We start from the raw sequence: 17,357 nt of genomic DNA, 5'->3' as shown, positions 1-17,357 counted from the left end.
GGGCACCGGCGGCCGCTCGGTTTCGGAACGGCACGGTGACGACGAGACGAGGTCGACGCCCCGGAACTTCTACGCGCGCATCGCGTTCCCGCGGTCGCCGCGCCGGGCAACGCGGGTGAGTCCTACACCGGCGGCCGCGACCCGCTTGCCCCGGCACGACGGACGGTAGAGCCTCGAATCGGTGAGCACACTGAGACCATCCGATCTGGCCCGCGAACACGGCCTGTCGGCGCAGGCCGTCCGAAACTACGAGCAGAACGGATTCATCCCGGCGGCCGAACGTACGGCCGGCGGTTACCGGGTCTACACCCCGGTGCACGCGGCAGCACTGCGCGCCTTCCGCGCCCTGGTCGCGGCCTACGGCCACGCGCTCGCCGGCCGGATCATGACCGAGCTCCACCGGGGCGACCTCGACCGCGCCCTGGAAATCATCGACCGCGGCCATTGTCAACTGCTCCGCGACCGCGAAACGCTGGACGCGGTCCGCAAGGCGATCGACCACCTCACCCCCGCAGCAGATATCGTCGCGGACCGCTCCCCCGGACGCACAATTCGCACCGTCGGCGAACTCGCGCGCCACCTCCGTGTCACCCCCGCCACCCTGCGCGCCTGGGAAGCCGCGGGCATCCTCGCCCCCGCCCGCGACCCGGCCACCGGGTATCGCGTTTACCACACACCCGATGTACGCGACGCCGAACTGACCCACCTCCTGAGGCGCGGGGGCTACGACCTGCCACGCATCGCCGCCGTGGTCGAACAGATCCGGACGGCCGGCGGCGCCGGCGCGGTGACCGCCGCCCTCGACGAATGGCGTCGAAAACTCACCGCGCGGGGAGTCGCCATGCTCGAGGCGGCCGGTCGGCTCGGACATTACCTGCGTGATCACCCCGACGGCCCGCTCCGGACCAGTGATGACGAGTAGGGGCAGAATTCGAGCCGCTGCCCTGGGAGATCGCCGAACAGACCGAGCCCTGGGTAGACCGGGTCGTCCGGGTGCGGCGCGGCCGGAATATCGGTCGACAGCATGTTCGGCCATGCGGTTGCATCGACGCATGATGCGATTCCGGTTCGAGTTGGCGCCGGTCGAAGAGGTCGGCCCGTGGGGTCCCGATCGAAGGCTGCACTGGTTCGGGCTCACCGAAGGCCGGTACTGCCTCGAGGTGGGCGGAACCGAGTTGATGCGATACGCCGAACAGACCATTGCCGCGCGCCCCCTCGAAGGCCGTCGGACGAAGGCACCGTGGGTGGACTACTACGTCGTGCGGCTATGGGAGGACATGCTGGATGCGCTGCCGCACATCCTCGAACCCGTACCCGACGATCTGGTGGACTTCGTGGCCGCCGGAGCCGCGGAATGGGCCGACACAGACGATCCCGAGATCCTGAACGACACCTCGATCGACGCGGCCTGCGACGCCTGCGCGCAGCGGTGCGTCGACACCGGGTATCTGCGTTTCGGTCCCTTTCTGCGATGGTGGCGCACCGTCGATACCGCGGACACTGTCACCGTGGCTTGGCAGTTCACCCCTGATCCCGACGGTGAAATCGCGTTCACCGCACCCCTGTCGGGCCGTGCATCGGTCGCCACGGATGAATTCATCGCCGCCGTGACCGATTTCGACAATCGACTGTTCGAGTCCATGCAGCAGCGAGTGGACCGGCTGACCGCGACCGGCGCGCCCGCGGGAATCGAACTCGATATTCCCGGTCTGGTCCGGGAGCAGGCGCAGCGACGGACCTGGCTGCCCCGCGCGCTGGCGCGGCAGGTGGACACCGACTGGAATGCGGTGCGCGCCGGAATCCCGACCCTGGCGCCGCATCGGGTGCGGCCCGCGGACCGATCCTGAACTGTCGGCCATGCCATCGCCCGCGGCCCCCGAGCGCCCCCGGGGCTGCGAGCAGTATGGTTTGCGCGGGCGGGACCACCGTGGTCGAAGCGATACGAATGGCTCGATGAGCTGCGAATATCGGGTCTACTATTGGGCCATGTCCACCCCTCCGGCTCACCACCCCGACCTCCCGGAGTACATGACCTGGGAGGACATCCGGATCCCCTGGTCGGATCTGGAATTCTGAACCCCGCGGGGGTTTGCGGGAGCGGAGCCCCTGGTCAGAACCCGCGCACTCGGTCGGGGACGACCCGGATGGGTACCGAATATTCGGCGCGGAACTGATCGCCGGTCATGGACAGCCCCGCCAGCCCCTCCTCGTACTTGTCGAGATAGGCCGTGACCTCGTCCGGGCCGACGCTCATTTCGATCCGAGCGGCGCCGCCGAAGACCACGATGTCTCCCCCGGCCCCGTTGCTGTCGAAGTGGAGCGCCACCCGCGGGTTGCGCGCGATATTGCGGAGCTTCGGCCGGTCGGGCTGGCTGAAGACGAGAAAGGCCCCGTCGTGCCAGTGGAACCACACCGGGTTCGGCTGCGGGGTACCGCTGGGGCCGACGGTGCTCAGCCACACGATCTGTTCGCGTTCCAGGCGCTCGGCGATGTGGGCGCCGAATTCCGTTGTGGTGTCGATCAATCCGTTCACGCTGGGTGTCGTCATGGGGCGGCCTCCGAGACGTTTCGGGCGGGATGTGCACGGAACAACACCCCGCCCGCCGGGTCGATTCCCGGGGTCCGGAGCCCTGCGGCCGGCACTCGATGAGTAGCGCATTATTTTAAAGGTCTATTTTCCGGTAAAAGCGTTCGATGGCGCCTTCCACCGTGCGAGACTTTCTGCCGTTCGTCGATCTCCCTGAATCTCCCCGAAGGAAGTCTTTCATGAGAACACTCGCCGTCCTCGGCGCCACCGCTCTCGCCGCCGCGTCGTTCGGCCTGGTCGGGGCCACGCAGACAGCCTCAGCACAGTCGGGCGGATGTCACGCCTCCTACGACCCCTGCGTTCCTATCACCAGTGACGTCGATTGCGAAGGAGGCAGCGGTAACGGACCGGCCTACACCGGGCGAGTCCGGGTGATCGGCCCCGACGAATACGACCTCGACCGGGACGGCAACGGGATCGGCTGCGAAAGCAGCTGACAAAATCCGGGGGCACGACCGCGCGCGATGTTCGCCGCGGCCGTGCCGGTACACGAAGAGGAGCTCATACCTCGGAACCGGTGCGGAGTCCCGACCGACGGCCGGACACTGTCACCGTGGCGTCATCTCTCAACGTGGCGCCAGATTGAAGAGATACAGCTGCCAGCCGCCCTTGTGCTGGCAGCGGTATCTCGTGTAGGCCGCGCTCTGGATGTTCACCAGCCGCTTGCCTTCGTTGACGCAGGCGGACTGCGACGAGAATCGGCCGACGTAATGATCCGCCGAGGCCGTTCCCGCCCCGAACGCCAGCGACGCAAGGGTCATCATCACGGCCGCGCTCAGCGTCATGGATATTTTTCGCAAAAGGTGTTCGCCTCCAAGAATCGAGTCGGTGCGAACACCAGCCAAACACAGCGATTTGGGCCTGGACAGGCCTCGGAGGCGGCCCGGCGCATCCCTTACGGTCCGTTGATCTGCCCGTGCTCAGCTGCGGGCCGGGCCGACGCTTGCCCGGCTGTCACCGGGCGGCCGAGTGGGCCACCGATGAACGTCGAGCAGGGTCGCCGGGCGGCCGGTTGCCTCGACATCGCCATCTCCGCCGACCTGATCGACCCCGGCCGGATCAACATCTTCGAGCGCTGGGAGTCGCAAGAAGCCGTCGAGACCTTCCGCAACAAGGCGGCCCGGACCGTGCCTCGACCCGAGGTAAAAGCAAGACCCACTCCGGTTGACGCCGCAATACTGTTGTCGTAGAAATTGTTTCGCAAATATCAGAGCGCCCGGGCAGACCCCGGAGCGTCGATCCGGTCGATCAACCGTTCGCCTCCGCGCCCCGGTTCCCGCCGAGTGCGGTCATGTAGATATCGAATGCCGCGGTGACGCGGCCGGTTTCGCCGGTGGTGAGCAGATCGAGCAGCAGGCCGCGGGCGGCGGCGACGGCCAGGGTGGCCTTGGCGGTCGCGGTCTCGTGGTCGTCGCCGTCGGCTTCGAATGCGACGGTCAGGATGTCCAGCCAGTCGTCGACGATGTGCGCGAGGAAGGGCTGGTAGGTCGCGGGCTGCTGGAGGGCGTTTCCGTAGATTTCGAACAGCAGCCGGTACAGGGGCGCGTGCTGTGGGTCGGACAGCCACTTCCATGCTCGGGTGATGAGGGCGCGCGGATCCGCGTCGCGCGCGGACCGGAGATCGACAGCCTGCCGCATCCGGTCGCGGACCTGGCCGATGATCGCGGTGAGGAGTTGGTCCCGACTGCCGAAGTGATGCACCAGGGTGGTGGTGGTGACGCCGAGTTCACGGGCCAACGGTCGCAGCGACAGATCGGACAGGCCGTTCTCGATGACATAGTCGCCCGCGGCCTCGAGGAGCCGGGCCCGTCGTTCGTGATCCACCGGCCGTGCCATCACCGCACCCCTTTCCATTCCTTGAACAGTCGTGCTAGCTTAGCGCTCTAGTTTGTTGAACGATTGTGCAAGGAATTGTGGCGGTTGCGCGCCGCGCCGGACGGCCCGCCGATGTGCCGGCCACAACGAAGGAGACGCCTCGATGGGCTTCGGTATCCGAACCGTTCTACTCGGCGCGGGTGTGGCCCTGCCGCTGGTGCGGTATCTGCGCGACGAACCTGTGCCGATGGGGCCGGCGGCCCGGCAGGACGAACCCGGATCGTTCACGCGTTTGAGTCACGGCATCACCCACTACGAAGTCACCGGCCCCACGGCAGGGGAACCGGTCCTGTTCATTCCGGGCGCGACTTTGTCGCAGTGGATCTGGGACGGCCTGTTCGAACGCATCGCGGCCGCCGGCGCCCGGGCGATCCGCTACGACCGATACGGAATCGGGTTCAGCGACCGACCGGATGTCGACTACGACTACGACCTGTTCGAGACCCAGATCCTCGAACTGCTCGACCAGCTCGGCATCGACCGCCCGATCACGATCGTCGCGCTGGCGTTCGGCGGTCCGATCGCCGCCGAATTCGCCGTGCGCAATCCGCGCCGCGTCGCACGGGTGTGCATGATCGCCCCGGACGGTTTCGGCGTTCCGATCAGCCCCGGTCTGAAGGCCGCCATGCTCCCGGTGGTCGGTCAGCCGTTCTTCAAGATCGTCGGGGATCGGGCCCTGATCGCACGTATTCCGGGATATTCCGCGGACGCCTCCGTCGTCGCGCGGGTCGCGACACGATTCCGGCCCGAACTCCGGTACCGGGGGTTCAAACGGGCGCTGCTGTCGGCGCTGCGCAACGTGCCGATCCACAGCGCCGAATACCTGTACCGATACCTCGACACCCGGGGTATTCCGCTGCAGATCCTGTGGGGAACCGACGACCGGATCACTCCGGTGCCGAGCCGCGAACTGGTCACCGACGTGTTCTCCCGCGCCGACGTCCGATTCCTCGACGGGGTCGGACACCTGCCGCATTTCGAGCGACCGGACACCACGGCCGCGGCGATCACGGAATTCATCACCGGCGACGAGAAAGACTGATGCCGCCGACTTCAGCACTTCCGACCCACTGCAACGCCGGGTCCGAACTCCGACGCCGAGTCGGCGCTGCGCCGCTCTTCCCGCACACCATCGGGCGGGCTGTGCAGGGTGATCATATAGCCGACGACGATGCCGTCGACACAGGTCTTACCGATCAGAACCGTGCCGCGACCAGCAGCGTCGACGGTCACCAGGCTGCGACCGAGGGCGTCGGCCAGTCTGCCCCGGCCTCGTACGGTGTCGCCAGATCACCGGTCGCCGAGCTGCGCAACAGTCACATCGGGCGCAGCCGAACCAAAGCCCTGTCGATCAGCGCTCGCGCCTCGTCCCCGAGAACCGCTCGCTCGCTCAGCCTCCGCCACACTTTCTCGTAGCACTCGAGCTCGCTCGGCCGGGTAACGGTGAGGTTCGCCGATATCGTTTCGACCTCGACTGTGCGCTCGTCCATGATGACGAAACCGGTAGTCGTGTAGACGAAGCCGGCGTCCTGCGGAACAATGCCCAGCTCCTGCCGAGGCAGATCCATGACGTCGAGCAGGTATTCCAACTGCCCTCGCATCACCTCGGCGCTCCCGACACCGGTGTACAGCACCTGTTCGGCCAGCAGCACGCCGAACCGGTGGTCTTCACTGCGCAGGACCTGCTGCCGCGCCATCCGCGCGGCGACCGCGTCATCGATATCGTCCAACGAACCGGTGAATTCGATGCAGGTGTTCAGAATCGCGCGAGCGTACGGTTCGGTCTGCAAGAGCCCGGGAACGATCTGATCCTGATAGTTGCGGATCGTCCGGGCACGCCCCTCGGCTTCGATCAGGCCGCGCTGTATCGGTGCGATACCTGCGGCGGTCAGATGCCGCCACTGCTGCCATCGTGGTCCGGCGCCGTCCGGGGTGGGGTCGATGGTCACAACCGAAATATAGCGTGCGGAATCAGGTCTGCGCCGAGGTTCGCGAGTCGCGCCGATCCGAAACTCGTCTTCCACCAATGTTTTTCCACCGGACGTGGCCGGTTGGCAGCAACGCTCCGACTCCGCGGTGCACCGAGGAGCGGCGCCGGAGTCGTCGAGACCCCGACGCCACGCCGCTCGCACCCCCTCAGGCCACCGCCCCGCTGGTCTTCAATTCGATGATCCGGTCCCAGTCCAGCCCGAGCTCGAGCAGAACCTCGTCGGTCTGGGCGGCGAACTCCGGGCCCGGCCGCAGTTCCGGAGCGGTGACGTCGAATTGCACCGGACTGGAAACCAGCTCCAATTCCCCTGCGGGGAGGATGTATTCGTTGGACCTGATCTGATCGTCCTGACCCACTTGATGGGAATCCTGGACCGGAGCCCAGGGGCCCTTGAGTGTGGCGAATTTCTTCGTCCATTCGGCCAGCGTGCGTTTCGCGATGGCCTCGCGCAGGATCTCGACCCCGGCGTCGGTATTGACCGCGATCTGCGCCGCGTCGGCGAAGCGTGGGTCTTGCGCCAGCTCCGGGCGGTCGATATGCCGGCACACGTCGGCCCAGAACTTGCCGGGTTGCAGCATGACGAACGAGAGATAGCGGTCGTCGGCCGTGCGGTAAAGGCCCGACAGCGGGTTCGACATCGCGCCGTGCGTGCCGGGCGGCGGCGCCAGCATCGGTTCGCCCTGATACGCCGACAGCGCGACAGTATGACCGAGCGACCACAGTCCGCTGCCCAGCAGCGATACATCGACCACGGACGGCTCTCCGGTCCGCTCCCGCTTCAGCAGTGCCGCGGCGATCCCGCCGGCCAGGTTCGTCCCGGAGATGGTGTCGCCGAAGGCCGGGCCGGGCGGCGAGATCATCCCGTCGGTGCCTTCCGGGGTGATGGTGGCGGCCACGCCGCCCCGGCACCAGAAGGCCGTCATGTCGTAGCCGCCCCGGTCGGACTCCTGGCCGCGCGGACCCAGGGCACTGCCGCGGGCGTACACGATCTTCGGGTTCACCTTGCGGATATCGTCGACGTCTATCCCGAATTTCGCGCGCGCCGAAGGCAGGAAGCTGGTGAGGAACACATCCGCGCGCCGCGCCAGTTCGTGGATCACTTCGCGGCCCGCTTCGACCGTCATATCGATGCCGATACTGCGTTTGCCGCGGTTGGCGTGCTCGATATTCGGGTTGGGATCGCCCTCGACCTTGAACTTGCCGATCTGGCGCAGGCCGCGCTGCGGATCGCCGGTGACCGCGTGCTCGACCTTGATCACATTCGCGCCCCAGTCGGCGAGCACCGCACCCGCCGACGGGACGAACCCGTACATGGCGACTTCGAGGACCGTGATCCCCTCCAGCGGCCTACTCACGAGGCCACCACCTCGGCGAGGGTCTTGCGCTCCATGAACTCCTCCATGCCCACGACGCCCATCTCCCGGCCGACACCGGACTGCTTGTAGCCGCCGAAGGGCGCGTCGGGATGGAAGTAGTTGCCGCCGTTGATGCTGAAGGTGCCGGTGCGGATGCGTTTGGCCACCGCGCGGGCGCGGGCGGCGTCGGCGCCGAACACACCGCCGGACAGACCGTAGATGGAGTTGTTGGCGATCGCGACGGCGTGGTCGATATCGTCGTACGGGATCAGCGCCAGCACCGGGCCGAACACTTCTTCCTGCGCGATCTCGCTGTCGGGGTCGACATTCGACAGCAGGGTCGGTGTGTAGAAGTACCCGGGATCGACCTTCTCGCCGCCGGCCACCAGCGTGGCGCCCGCGGCGACCGCCCGCTCCACCAGGCCGTGCACCTTGTCGCGCTGGCGGTCGCTGATCAGCGGGCCCATGTAGTTCTTCGGATCGGACGGGTCGCCGTAGGTGATGTTCGCCAGATTCGCGGCGACCAGTTCGGCGACCTTGTCGTGATCGGCCCGGGGGACCAGCAGGCGGGTGGTGATCGCGCAGCCCTGCCCGGCGTGCGAACAGATACTGAACGCGGCGAACATGGCGCCCAGGTTGTAGTCGGCGTCGTCGAGCAGGATGGCCGCCGACTTCCCGCCCAGCTCGAGGAACACCTTCTTGAGGGTGGCGCTGGCGGCGGCCATGATCTTGCGGCCGACCACGGTGGAGCCGGTGAACGACACCACGTCGACGTCGGGGTGCGTCGTCATCCGTTCGCCCACCGCCACATCGGAGCCGGACAGGACGTTCACGACACCGGCGGGGATATCGGTGTGCTGGGCGATGAGCTCGCCCAGGGCGAGCGTGATCAGCGGAGTGTCGGGAGCGCCCTTGAGCACCACCGTGCAGCCCGCGGCGAGCGCCGGCGCGAGTTTCGCGAAGGCGAGCTGGTAGGGGTAGTTGTAGGCGGCGATGGCCGCGACGACCCCGGCGCCCTCCTTCTCGACCCACCGCTGGTGCTGGGCGCCACGGATCTCCACCGGGCCGAGGTCCTCGGTCCAGGTGTAGTCCTTCAGCACGCCGGCGTAGTACTTGACGATCTCGAAGGGCGTTTCGAGCTGGTTGCCCTTGGTGAGGATGTAGCTGGCGCCGACCTCGGCGATCATCAGCGCGCGCAACTGTTCCACATTGTCCTGTAGCGCCTGGTAGAGCTGCTCGAGGCAGCGCGCACGGAATTCGTGGTTCGCCGACCAGTCGGTGGTGTCGAACGCGCGGCGAGCGGCGGCCACGGCGGCGTCGACCTCGGCGACTCCGGCTTCGGGCGCGTGACCGATCACTTCGCCGTTCGCGGGATTGAGCGAGGCCAGGGTGCGCCCGGTCTCTACCAGCTGCCCGTCGATGAGCAGCCGCTGCGTGGCAGTCACCGCCTCTTCCTGCGTTGACATCCCGCCTCCTCGAAGATTGTGGAAATAGCATTCTCGTTTGAGGAGAATAGTACATTTGGCAAGGGTGCTCGCGCTGCCGATTCGGTGAGCTGGAACGACACGCGAATACGCCCTCGAATCGGCCCGATCGGGCGGATCGCGCAGATCTTGCGCAGCCGTTCCGACCGAGAGTACGGTTCTCGTATTCGGAATGCAGGTTCTTGCGCCGCTGGGCGCAGCAGGAGGAGAGCAAGCGTGAAAACCGCAGTTGTCACCGGCGGCGCCTCGGGCATCGGACTGGCCATCGCGCAGCGGCTGCGCAGCGACGGATTCCATGTGGCCGCCCTGGACCGCAATGCCCCCGCCGAGGACGACTCCGCTTATCTGGCCGATGTCACCGACCCCGACAGCCTGGTCGAAGCACTCACCCTGATCCGCGAGAAGCTCGGCCCGGTCACGGTTCTGGTGAACGCCGCCGGTGTCGACGGATTCAAGCGCTTCCAGAACATCGATTTCGCGGAATGGCAGCGGGTCATCGAGGTCAATCTGCACGGTGTCTTCCACACCATCCAAGCCGTGCTGCCGGATATGATCGAGGCCGGCTGGGGGCGGATCGTGAACATCTCCTCGTCGAGCGCGCAGTCGGGGCAGCCGTTCATGTCCCACTACGTCTCCTCGAAATCAGCGGTCAACGGCCTCACCAAATCACTTGCGCTGGAGCTGGGCCCGTCGGGAATCACCGTCAACGCGGTACCGCCCGGCTTCATCGACACCCCGATGCTGCGGCGCTCCGAGGAGCGCCGGCTACTCGGCGGCACCGTCGAGGACCATATTCAGCGCACCCCCGTGCGACGTGTCGGCAAACCCGAGGATATCGCCGCGACCTGCGCCTTCCTGATCTCTGAAGAGGCCGGGTACATCACCGGCCAGATCATCGGCGTCAACGGCGGACGCAACACCTGACAGCCCCGGGTATCCGCGCCCACCGCATCCGAAGGGAAGTGACAACCGTGAAGGTCCATGTCGATCAGGAACGCTGCCAGGGACACACCCTGTGCTCGATGATCGCGCCGAAAGCGTTCGAACTCAGCGAAATCGACGGGCATTCGTCCCCGGTCGACGAAAATGTAGCCCACGACCAAGAGGAACAGGTGCGCGAAGCGGTGCACTCGTGCCCCGAGCGCGCCATCTCGCTCACCGAGTAACACGAGGGGGCACCCGATGTCCGCCACCGAATCCACCGACCGACTGCATCCGCGGCTCGATTTCGACCGTTACGGACCCGGTTACCGGGAATCGTTCCAGACGATCACCGAGCATATGCACGAGCACTGCCCGATAGCCTGGACCGACAACCACGAAGGCTACTGGGTGGCCGCGGGGAACAGGGAGGTCTTCGAGCTCGCCCGGTGCCCCTATGTGTCCAGCGACCGCGATATCGAGGGCGTGCGACGCGGATACCACGGGATCACCATCCCCTCCACCAACAAGGCCGCCATCCGCAACGGCATCCTGGAGATGGACGATCCCGAGCACCGTGAACTGCGGTCGGTGCTCAATCCGTACCTCTCCCCCGCGGCCGTGCAGCGCTGGATCCCGTTCGTCGACGAACTCGTCCGCGCCGCGCTCGACGAGAAGATCGCGAGCGGACGCATGGATTTCGTCGACGATCTGGCCAATATCGTGCCCGCGGTACTGACCCTGGCGATGCTGGGGATACCGCTGCGCAACTGGTCGGTCTACAGCGAGCCCGCCCATGCCACGGTCTACACCCCGCCCGATTCCCCGGAATTCGAGCGGGTGCACCAGCTGCACCAGGAAATGGGCCTGGATCTCTACACCAACCTCACCGAGATCCGGGCGACCCCGCGGCCGGGTCTCATCCACGCGCTCGCCACCGAGGCGACACTCGGCGGCGAACCGCTCGCGGATATCGAGATCCTCGGCATGCTCGGCCTGCTCATCGGCGGCGGTTTCGACACCACCACCGCGCTCACCGCGCATTCGTTGGAATGGCTGTCCGAGCACCCCGCGGACCGGGAAACACTCAGCCGGGACCGCGAGCAACTGCTGGATTCGGCGACCGAGGAATTCCTGCGGTACTTCACGCCCGCACCCGGCGACGGCCGCACCCTCAACACCGACGTCGAACTGGCCGGAGCCAGTTTCGCCGAAGGGGAACGGCTGTGGCTGTCCTGGGCCATGGCCAACCGGGATCCGGCTGTGTTCGAACAGCCCGACTCGGTCGTGCTGGATCGAAAAGGCAACCGGCACTATAGTTTCGGGCTCGGAATCCACCGCTGCATCGGATCGAACGTGGCCCGCGCGGTATACAAGCGCATGCTCGTCGCGGTACTCGATCGGATACCGGACTTCCGGTGCGTCCCGGAGGAGACCGTGCACTACGAGACGATCGCGGTGATCCAGGGGATGCGGCAGCTGCCCGCCACCTTCACCCCGGGTGAACCGCTGGGCCCCGGCCTCACCGAAACACTCGAGAAACTGCAGACCGTCTGCGACGAGCAGCGACTCGCCGAGCCGGTGACCGTTCGCAAGGGGCCGGCACAGATCTGACGGACGATACGACTTCCGACTCGCGGCGGGCGGCCGGGCGGCCGCCCGCCGCGAGCGATACGGCACAGGTCGCCACCGGCGGCATCCAGTACCAGTCGCACCGGCGACACGAGGAGGCGATATGGCATCGACGACCGGCGACGATCCGGCACCCCGCTCCGGGCGGCCGCTCCCGCTGCTGTCCCTGGACACCGAGTTCTTCTGGACCTCCGGCGCCGACGGGCGACTGCGGGTCCAGGAATGCCGCGCGTGTTCGGCGCTGATCCATCCGCCGCAGCCGATCTGCCGGTACTGCCGGGCGCGTGATCTGGCGCCGCGCATCGTCTCGGGCGCCGCGACTCTCGCCTCGTTCACGATCAACCACCGCTTCGCCCTGCCGGGACTGCCTCCGCCCTATGTGGTGGCCACCGTGGCGCTGGACGAGGACCCGCGGGTCCGGCTCACCACCAACATCGTCGAATGCGATCCCGGCGAACTCACCCTGGGCATGCGACTCGAAGTGGTGTTCCAGCAGGACGACGACGTCTGGTTGCCGCTGTTCCGGCCTGCCGCGCAACAGCCGGATCCCGGACCGCTGCCGACCGACGAGATACCGCCCGACCAGTTCGCCCACCACGTGGCCCCGATGCGTCGCCGCGACAAGTTCGAGGACAGTGTCGCCCTCACCGGGATCGGAATGTCGGAGATCGGGCGGCGACTGATGCGGCCGCCGCTCGATCTCACCGTCGACGCATGCGAACGCGCGATCGCGGACGCCGGACTGACCCTCGACGATATCGACGGCCTGTCCTCCTACCCCGGCGGTGGCAATCTCGGCGGTTTCGGCGAGGGCGGCGTGACAGCGCTCGAGGCCGCGCTCGGAATACGGCCCACCTGGCACAACGGCGGGATCGAGACGTTCGGGCCCGGTGGGTCGGTGATCGCGGCCATGCTGGCGATCCACGCCGGCCTGGCCACCCATGTGCTGTGCTACCGCACGGTGTGGGAGGCGACCTTCAACGAGATGGTGAAACGCGGCGCCATCAAGGCCTCCGGCGGCGGCCGCACCGCCGGCTGGATGCACCCGTTCGGGTCGACATCGGCCGCGCATACGCTCGCGCAGAAAGCACAGCGGCATTTCCACGACTACGGCACCACCCGGGAAACGCTGGGCTGGATCGCGTTGAACCAGCGGGCCAACGCCGGGCTGAACCCGTCCGCTGTCTATCGCGATCCGATGACGATGGACGACTATCTCGGCGCGCGGCCGATCACCACGCCGTTCGGGCTCTACGACTGTGACGTTCCGTGCGACGGCGCGGTCGCGGTGATCGTCTCGGCGCGCGACGTCGCGGCCGATCTGCCCGTCCCCTCGATCCGGGTCGACGCGGTGGGCACCCAGATCGTCGAACGAATCGAATGGGATCAGAGCACACTCACCCACGAACCCCAGGTCCTCGGTCCGGCCGCACACCTGTGGACGCGCACCGATCTGCGGCCCGACGATGTGGACGTGGCCGAACTCTACGACGGATTCACCATCAACTGTCTGTCCTGGATCGAGGCGCTGGGCTTCTGCAAGATCGGTGAGGCCAAGGACTTCCTCGACGGCGGGCAGAACATCGCACGCGACGGGATCCTGCCCCTGAACACGCACGGCGGACAGCTCTCCCACGGTCGCACCCACGGGATGGGCCTGCTGCACGAGGCGATCGTGCAGCTGCGCGGGACCGGCGGCGAGCGCCAGGTCACCGACGCGAAGGTAGCGGTCGTCTCCAGTGGCGGACTCACCCCGGGCGGGGCGATGCTGCTGCGGAGCGATGACTGATGGGCGCCACGGTCCGGAGCGCCCGGTGACACTGACCGACGCCGACCTGGCCCCGGCCGATTCGACCGGTCCGTTACCGGTGGTCGCCGAAGTGCCCGAGGTCGACGGAATTCCGGTATCCGGATTGCTGGCCGAGGCGGCGACACCGCGCGCGGTGGTGGTCGCCCTGCACGGTGGTGCGGTCGATTCCCGGTATTTCGACTGCCCCGGACATCCGGACTTCTCGCTGCTGCGCACCGCGGCCCGGCTCGGCTACACCGTGCTGGCCGTGGACCGTCCGGGATTCCGTAGTTCCGGCCCCTACGCCGATCTGCTGAAAGATCCTGCACGCCGCGTGGATCTCGTCTTCGGCGCGGTCGACGCGCTGCTGGACGGGTCGCCGCGCGGCGCGGGCGTATTCCTGATGGCGCATTCGGCCGGCTGCGAACTCGCGGTGCGGATGGCGGCCGCCGAACGCGGCGCGGATCTGCTCGGCCTGGAACTGGCGGGCACCGGACGCATACATCAACCGGTCGCTCAGGAACTGCTCTGGGACGCTCCCCGACCGGCGGGCACGCGGCCCCAGGGGATCGGGAAACTGATCTGGGGGCCGCGGCGCCTGTACCCCGACGATGTCGCCGGCGGCGGCTCGGTCTCCGCGCGCGGCTCCGCGCTGGAGTCGCGGTCCATCGAAGAATGGGCGGCGCGCGAATTCCTCGGCCTCGCTCCCCGCATTCACATCCCCGTGCGGTACACCCTGGGTGAATACGAAGGTGTGTGGCGCAACGATCCCGAAGAGATGACCGCGGTCGGCGGCCTGTTCACCGCGGCGCCGCGGGTCGTGGTGAGCAAACAACCCAATACCGGCCACAACATCAGTCTCGGCCGAACCGCACCGGTCTACCACCTCAATGTGCTGGCCTTCGCCGAGGAATGCATTATCGCCCGCACGACCGGGGAGTTCTCCGGACCCACCCTGCAATTCGACGGCGGCGCCCCGGCGCGCCCGGAAAGGTAACCGATGGACGTCACCGATATCGCGCTGCTGCTGCTTCGTCTGGTCGTGGGGGGCACCATGATCGCCCACGGGGTCAATCACTGGATCGGCGGCGGCAAGATCGCCGGAACCGCGGGCTGGTTCAGCGGCCTCGGACTGCGCAACGGCGTCCTGCAGGCCTGGCTCAGTGTGATCACCGAGATCGGCGCGGGCGTGCTGCTGGTCATCGGGCTGCTCACGCCGCTGGCCGCCGCGGCGGTGATCTCGGTGATGCTGGTCGCCGCGCTGCTGGCACACCGTAAGAACGGCTTCTTCGTGTTCAAGGACGGCTACGAGTACGTGCTGGTCCTCGCGGTCGTCTGCCTGGCGATCGGCGTCCTCGGGCCCGGATGGCTGTCGGTGGACCATGCCGCCGGAATCGAGGTCACCGGCTGGGGCGGCGGCGCGGTCGCACTCATCGTCGGAGTGCTGGCGACCGCCGGCCTGCTGGCGGTGTTCTGGCGTCCGAACGCCCCGAAACCGGGGTCGGCGGACGTCGATTCCTGAGCTGTGCGAATGGAGGAACATCTGATGCGCGTCGGATTCATCGGATTGGGAAGTCAGGGCGGGCCGATGGCGCGCCGCATCGTCGAGGCCGGCTACCGGACCACGCTGTGGGCCCGGCGCGCCGCGTCGACCGAGCCGTACGCGGATACCGCGGCGAAGATCGCGGACAGTCCGGCGGCACTGGCCGCCGACAGCGACCTGGTGTGCCTGTGCGTCGTCGGCGACGCCGATGTCCGCGACGTGCTGGAACGCGCGGACGGGGTACTGGCCGGGTTCGCCGCGTCCGCGGCCGGGCGCGAGACACCGCCGGTGATCGCGATCCACAGCACGGTGCATCCCGACACCTGCCGGGATCTGGCCGAAATCGCCGCCACCCGAGGTATTTCGCTGATCGACGCCCCGGTCAGCGGTGGGGCGCCCGCCGTCGAAGCGGGACGGCTGCTGGTGATGGCCGGTGGTGACGAGGGCACGGTCGCACGCTGTCTGCCGGTGTTCGAGACCTACGCGAACCCGGTCGTGCACCTCGGCGACGTCGGCGCCGGGCAGACCACGAAACTGTTGAACAACCTGCTCTTCACCGCGCATATGGCCACCGCGGTCGGCACCTTGGAACTCGGCTCGAGGCTCGGAGTGAGCCCGGCGCGACTCGGCGAGGTGATCGGCAACGGGAGCGGAAACAGCTTCGCCCTGGGGCGAATCCTGGCGGCCGGCGGGACCCTGGATCAGATCGCCGCCCACGCCGGTGATCTGCTGCGCAAGGATGTCCGGCTGATCGGCGAACTGGCGGCGGCGGCCGACATCACGCCGGGAGTCGTCCTCGACACCGCCGACGCCACCCTCGGCCTGATGGGCAAACCTCGCTGACCGCTGCCCCGGCCCCGGGTGACCTGCGCCGGGCCTGTATCCGGGCGCGGACACAACCCTCGCCACTGATCGAAGGAGAACCGAGTGCGTATCGGATTCATCGGCGCCGGCCGGATGGGAGTACCCATGATCCGGCGGCTGGTGGCCGCCGGCCACACCGTCCGCGCCGTCGGGCGCGGTCCCGAGACCCGGACCGCGATCACCGATACCGGCGCCACCGCGGTCGGTTCGGCGACCGAGGCGGGACAGCACGCGGACGCGGTGGTGATCTGCGTCTTCACCGACCAGCAGGTCCGCGAAGTCTGCCTGGACAGCGGACTGCTCGAGACCATGCCCGCCGGTTCGGTGCTGATCCTGCACACCACCGGCAGCCCCGATACCGCGACGACGATCGCCGACGCTCCGGCCGCCGTGGGCCGGTATGTGGTCGACGCACCGGTCAGCGGCGGCCCGCACAACATCGCGGACGGTTCGATCACGGTCTTCCTGGGCGGTTCCGCCGCAGCGGTCGAGCGCGCCCGGCCGGTCCTGGCCGCCTACGCCGACCCACTCCTGACCGTCGGCGCGCTCGGTAACGGCCAGCGGGTGAAACTGGTCAACAACTCTCTCTTCGCCGCGCAGATCGGCCTGGTCACCGAGGCCGTACGACTGGCCGGTCAGCTGGGGCTCACCGAAGCCGAAGTACTCTCCGCGCTCCCGCATGCCAGCAGTTCGGGTCGCGCGGTGCTCAGTGTCGCGGCCAAGGGGTCGGTCGCGGCGTTCTCCGAGTCGGTCGGCGATTTCCTGCGCAAGGATGTCGCCGTGGCCCGGGACCTGGCCGGCCGGTTGGGCAGCGACCTCGGCCTGCTCGACCCGGCCATCCGCGCGGCAGTCGGCTCCGCCTGAATCCGCCGGCGATCACACCGATGGCCGGATCCACAGCACCGAATTACCATCGCGCGATGGCGAAAGTACACCGACGCCGGACTCTCACGGTCGATGCGCAGCAGTATGTCTGGGCGAACTACCACCAGCACGTGAACGGCTGCGCGGAAATCCTGCGACTGCGGCGCCGGGGAGCGGCGGCGGGCCTGACCCTGATCTTCCGCCCCGACGGAGAGCGCCTGGTCTCCGACGGCGGTCCGATCGCGACGGGACTGGTCTGGATCGGTGACCGGCTGCTCAACCTGAACAAGCCCGGCGTGGTCCGAGCCTTCGTCGACGCGGCCGCCGACGCGGGCTGGCTGACCGAGGCGCACGCAGTCGGCCGCCGCGACGGCTGGGTTCTGTTCGATGACGCGTACGCCAGGAATACCGGCCGCGAATCACCACCGTGAGCACCGAACCGGTTTCACTGAG

21 protein-coding genes are annotated in these 17,357 nt (G+C 67.7%); 14 read left to right on the top strand and 7 right to left on the bottom strand.

What is annotated here, in order from left to right; genetic code table 11:
• Window positions 1–181: 181 nt before the first annotated feature.
• Together OG804_RS01065 and OG804_RS01060 are read left to right on the top strand one after the other, a co-directional pair.
• Window positions 182–922: a MerR family DNA-binding transcriptional regulator gene (locus OG804_RS01065; protein WP_328392894.1), complete on the top strand. Its 741-nt coding sequence runs from the start codon at window positions 182–184 to the stop codon at window positions 920–922.
• 130 nt (window positions 923–1,052) lie between these two features.
• Window positions 1,053–1,847, top strand: a complete 795-nt coding sequence (locus tag OG804_RS01060) for a DUF5984 family protein (protein ID WP_328392892.1) — start codon at window positions 1,053–1,055, stop codon at window positions 1,845–1,847.
• A 263-nt stretch (window positions 1,848–2,110) separates the two neighbouring features.
• On the opposite strand, the gene OG804_RS01055 is transcribed toward OG804_RS01060, so the two are convergent.
• Entirely contained in the window at window positions 2,111–2,548 is a 438-nt protein-coding gene (locus OG804_RS01055; RefSeq protein ID WP_328392890.1) for a TIGR03667 family PPOX class F420-dependent oxidoreductase, read from the bottom strand.
• A gap of 218 nt (window positions 2,549–2,766) precedes the next feature.
• Between OG804_RS01055 and OG804_RS01050 the strand changes: the two genes are divergently transcribed.
• Complete coding sequence (locus OG804_RS01050) at window positions 2,767–3,024, top strand: hypothetical protein (RefSeq protein WP_328392888.1); 258 nt, start codon at window positions 2,767–2,769, stop codon at window positions 3,022–3,024.
• A gap of 129 nt (window positions 3,025–3,153) precedes the next feature.
• Here the strand turns inward: OG804_RS01050 and OG804_RS01045 are convergent, their stop codons facing one another.
• Entirely contained in the window at window positions 3,154–3,387 is a 234-nt protein-coding gene (locus OG804_RS01045) for a hypothetical protein (RefSeq protein ID WP_328392886.1), read from the bottom strand.
• Between the two features lie 90 nt (window positions 3,388–3,477).
• On the opposite strand from OG804_RS01045, the gene OG804_RS32210 reads away from it, so the two are divergent.
• Window positions 3,478–3,777: a putative quinol monooxygenase gene (locus tag OG804_RS32210; RefSeq protein WP_442941843.1), complete on the top strand. Its 300-nt coding sequence runs from the start codon at window positions 3,478–3,480 to the stop codon at window positions 3,775–3,777.
• Between the two features lie 58 nt (window positions 3,778–3,835).
• Here the strand turns inward: OG804_RS32210 and OG804_RS01035 are convergent, their stop codons facing one another.
• Entirely contained in the window at window positions 3,836–4,441 is a 606-nt protein-coding gene (locus OG804_RS01035; protein WP_328392884.1) for a TetR/AcrR family transcriptional regulator, read from the bottom strand.
• A gap of 124 nt (window positions 4,442–4,565) precedes the next feature.
• On the opposite strand from OG804_RS01035, the gene OG804_RS01030 reads away from it, so the two are divergent.
• On the top strand, window positions 4,566–5,504 hold the full coding sequence (locus OG804_RS01030) for an alpha/beta fold hydrolase (protein ID WP_328392882.1): 939 nt from the start codon (window positions 4,566–4,568) through the stop codon (window positions 5,502–5,504).
• An 11-nt stretch (window positions 5,505–5,515) separates the two neighbouring features.
• Here the strand turns inward: OG804_RS01030 and OG804_RS01025 are convergent, their stop codons facing one another.
• The 4 genes from OG804_RS01025 to OG804_RS01010 all read right to left on the bottom strand — a co-directional run bounded on the left by OG804_RS01025 (window position 5,516) and on the right by OG804_RS01010 (window position 9,273).
• Window positions 5,516–5,722, bottom strand: a complete 207-nt coding sequence (locus tag OG804_RS01025; RefSeq protein WP_442941842.1) for a hypothetical protein — start codon at window positions 5,720–5,722, stop codon at window positions 5,516–5,518.
• 56 nt (window positions 5,723–5,778) lie between these two features.
• Complete coding sequence (locus OG804_RS01020) at window positions 5,779–6,411, bottom strand: DUF5753 domain-containing protein (protein ID WP_328392878.1); 633 nt, start codon at window positions 6,409–6,411, stop codon at window positions 5,779–5,781.
• Window positions 6,412–6,598: 187 nt separating this feature from the next.
• Window positions 6,599–7,807 carry a CaiB/BaiF CoA transferase family protein gene (locus OG804_RS01015; protein ID WP_328392876.1) on the bottom strand — a complete coding sequence of 403 codons (1,209 nt, stop codon included), beginning with the start codon at window positions 7,805–7,807 and terminating at the stop codon, window positions 6,599–6,601.
• Entirely contained in the window at window positions 7,804–9,273 is a 1,470-nt protein-coding gene (locus OG804_RS01010; RefSeq protein ID WP_328392874.1) for an aldehyde dehydrogenase family protein, read from the bottom strand. The genes OG804_RS01015 and OG804_RS01010 overlap by 4 nt, the downstream gene beginning before the upstream one ends.
• Before the next feature lie 234 nt (window positions 9,274–9,507).
• Here OG804_RS01010 and OG804_RS01005 point away from each other — a divergent pair, with 234 nt between their 5' ends.
• The 9 genes from OG804_RS01005 (at window position 9,508) to OG804_RS00965 (ending at window position 17,335) form a co-directional block, all read left to right on the top strand.
• Window positions 9,508–10,215 carry an SDR family NAD(P)-dependent oxidoreductase gene (locus tag OG804_RS01005; RefSeq protein ID WP_328392872.1) on the top strand — a complete coding sequence of 236 codons (708 nt, stop codon included), beginning with the start codon at window positions 9,508–9,510 and terminating at the stop codon, window positions 10,213–10,215.
• Between the two features lie 47 nt (window positions 10,216–10,262).
• Window positions 10,263–10,457 carry a ferredoxin gene (locus OG804_RS01000; protein ID WP_328398186.1) on the top strand — a complete coding sequence of 65 codons (195 nt, stop codon included), beginning with the start codon at window positions 10,263–10,265 and terminating at the stop codon, window positions 10,455–10,457.
• Between the two features lie 16 nt (window positions 10,458–10,473).
• Entirely contained in the window at window positions 10,474–11,826 is a 1,353-nt protein-coding gene (locus tag OG804_RS00995) for a cytochrome P450 (protein WP_328392870.1), read from the top strand.
• Window positions 11,827–11,947: 121 nt separating this feature from the next.
• Complete coding sequence (locus tag OG804_RS00990) at window positions 11,948–13,633, top strand: thiolase C-terminal domain-containing protein (RefSeq protein WP_328392868.1); 1,686 nt, start codon at window positions 11,948–11,950, stop codon at window positions 13,631–13,633.
• 25 nt (window positions 13,634–13,658) lie between these two features.
• Window positions 13,659–14,630 (top strand): alpha/beta hydrolase, encoded by a 972-nt coding sequence (locus tag OG804_RS00985; protein ID WP_328392866.1) that lies wholly within the window; start codon window positions 13,659–13,661, stop codon window positions 14,628–14,630.
• 3 nt (window positions 14,631–14,633) lie between these two features.
• A complete protein-coding gene (locus OG804_RS00980; protein ID WP_328392864.1) occupies window positions 14,634–15,155 on the top strand; it encodes a DoxX family protein in 522 nt (173 codons plus the stop codon).
• A 24-nt stretch (window positions 15,156–15,179) separates the two neighbouring features.
• Entirely contained in the window at window positions 15,180–16,019 is an 840-nt protein-coding gene (locus OG804_RS00975) for an NAD(P)-dependent oxidoreductase (RefSeq protein WP_328392862.1), read from the top strand.
• Window positions 16,020–16,103: 84 nt separating this feature from the next.
• Window positions 16,104–16,904 (top strand): NAD(P)-dependent oxidoreductase, encoded by an 801-nt coding sequence (locus tag OG804_RS00970; protein ID WP_328392860.1) that lies wholly within the window; start codon window positions 16,104–16,106, stop codon window positions 16,902–16,904.
• 56 nt (window positions 16,905–16,960) lie between these two features.
• Entirely contained in the window at window positions 16,961–17,335 is a 375-nt protein-coding gene (locus tag OG804_RS00965; RefSeq protein WP_328392858.1) for a hypothetical protein, read from the top strand.
• Window positions 17,336–17,357 lie beyond the last annotated feature (22 nt).

This window comes from Nocardia sp. NBC_00416, assembly GCF_036032445.1.
Lineage (GTDB): Bacteria > Actinomycetota > Actinomycetes > Mycobacteriales > Mycobacteriaceae > Nocardia.
This window is presented reverse-complemented; position numbering and strand designations above follow the sequence as displayed.

Bases quoted from the DNA above. Each gene is read 5' to 3' on its own strand.
- OG804_RS01060 (WP_328392892.1), top strand. From the start codon at position 1,053: ATGATGCGATTCCGGTTCGAGTTGGCGCCGGTCGAAGAGGTCGGCCCG.
- OG804_RS01055 (WP_328392890.1), bottom strand. From the start codon at position 2,548: ATGACGACACCCAGCGTGAACGGATTGATCGACACCACAACGGAATTC.
- OG804_RS01050 (WP_328392888.1), top strand. From the start codon at position 2,767: ATGAGAACACTCGCCGTCCTCGGCGCCACCGCTCTCGCCGCCGCGTCG.
- OG804_RS01035 (WP_328392884.1), bottom strand. From the start codon at position 4,441: ATGGAAAGGGGTGCGGTGATGGCACGGCCGGTGGATCACGAACGACGG.
- OG804_RS01030 (WP_328392882.1), top strand. From the start codon at position 4,566: ATGGGCTTCGGTATCCGAACCGTTCTACTCGGCGCGGGTGTGGCCCTG.
- OG804_RS01010 (WP_328392874.1), bottom strand. From the start codon at position 9,273: ATGTCAACGCAGGAAGAGGCGGTGACTGCCACGCAGCGGCTGCTCATC.
- OG804_RS00995 (WP_328392870.1), top strand. From the start codon at position 10,474: ATGTCCGCCACCGAATCCACCGACCGACTGCATCCGCGGCTCGATTTC.
- OG804_RS00990 (WP_328392868.1), top strand. From the start codon at position 11,948: ATGGCATCGACGACCGGCGACGATCCGGCACCCCGCTCCGGGCGGCCG.
- OG804_RS00980 (WP_328392864.1), top strand. From the start codon at position 14,634: ATGGACGTCACCGATATCGCGCTGCTGCTGCTTCGTCTGGTCGTGGGG.
- OG804_RS00975 (WP_328392862.1), top strand. From the start codon at position 15,180: ATGCGCGTCGGATTCATCGGATTGGGAAGTCAGGGCGGGCCGATGGCG.
- OG804_RS00965 (WP_328392858.1), top strand. From the start codon at position 16,961: ATGGCGAAAGTACACCGACGCCGGACTCTCACGGTCGATGCGCAGCAG.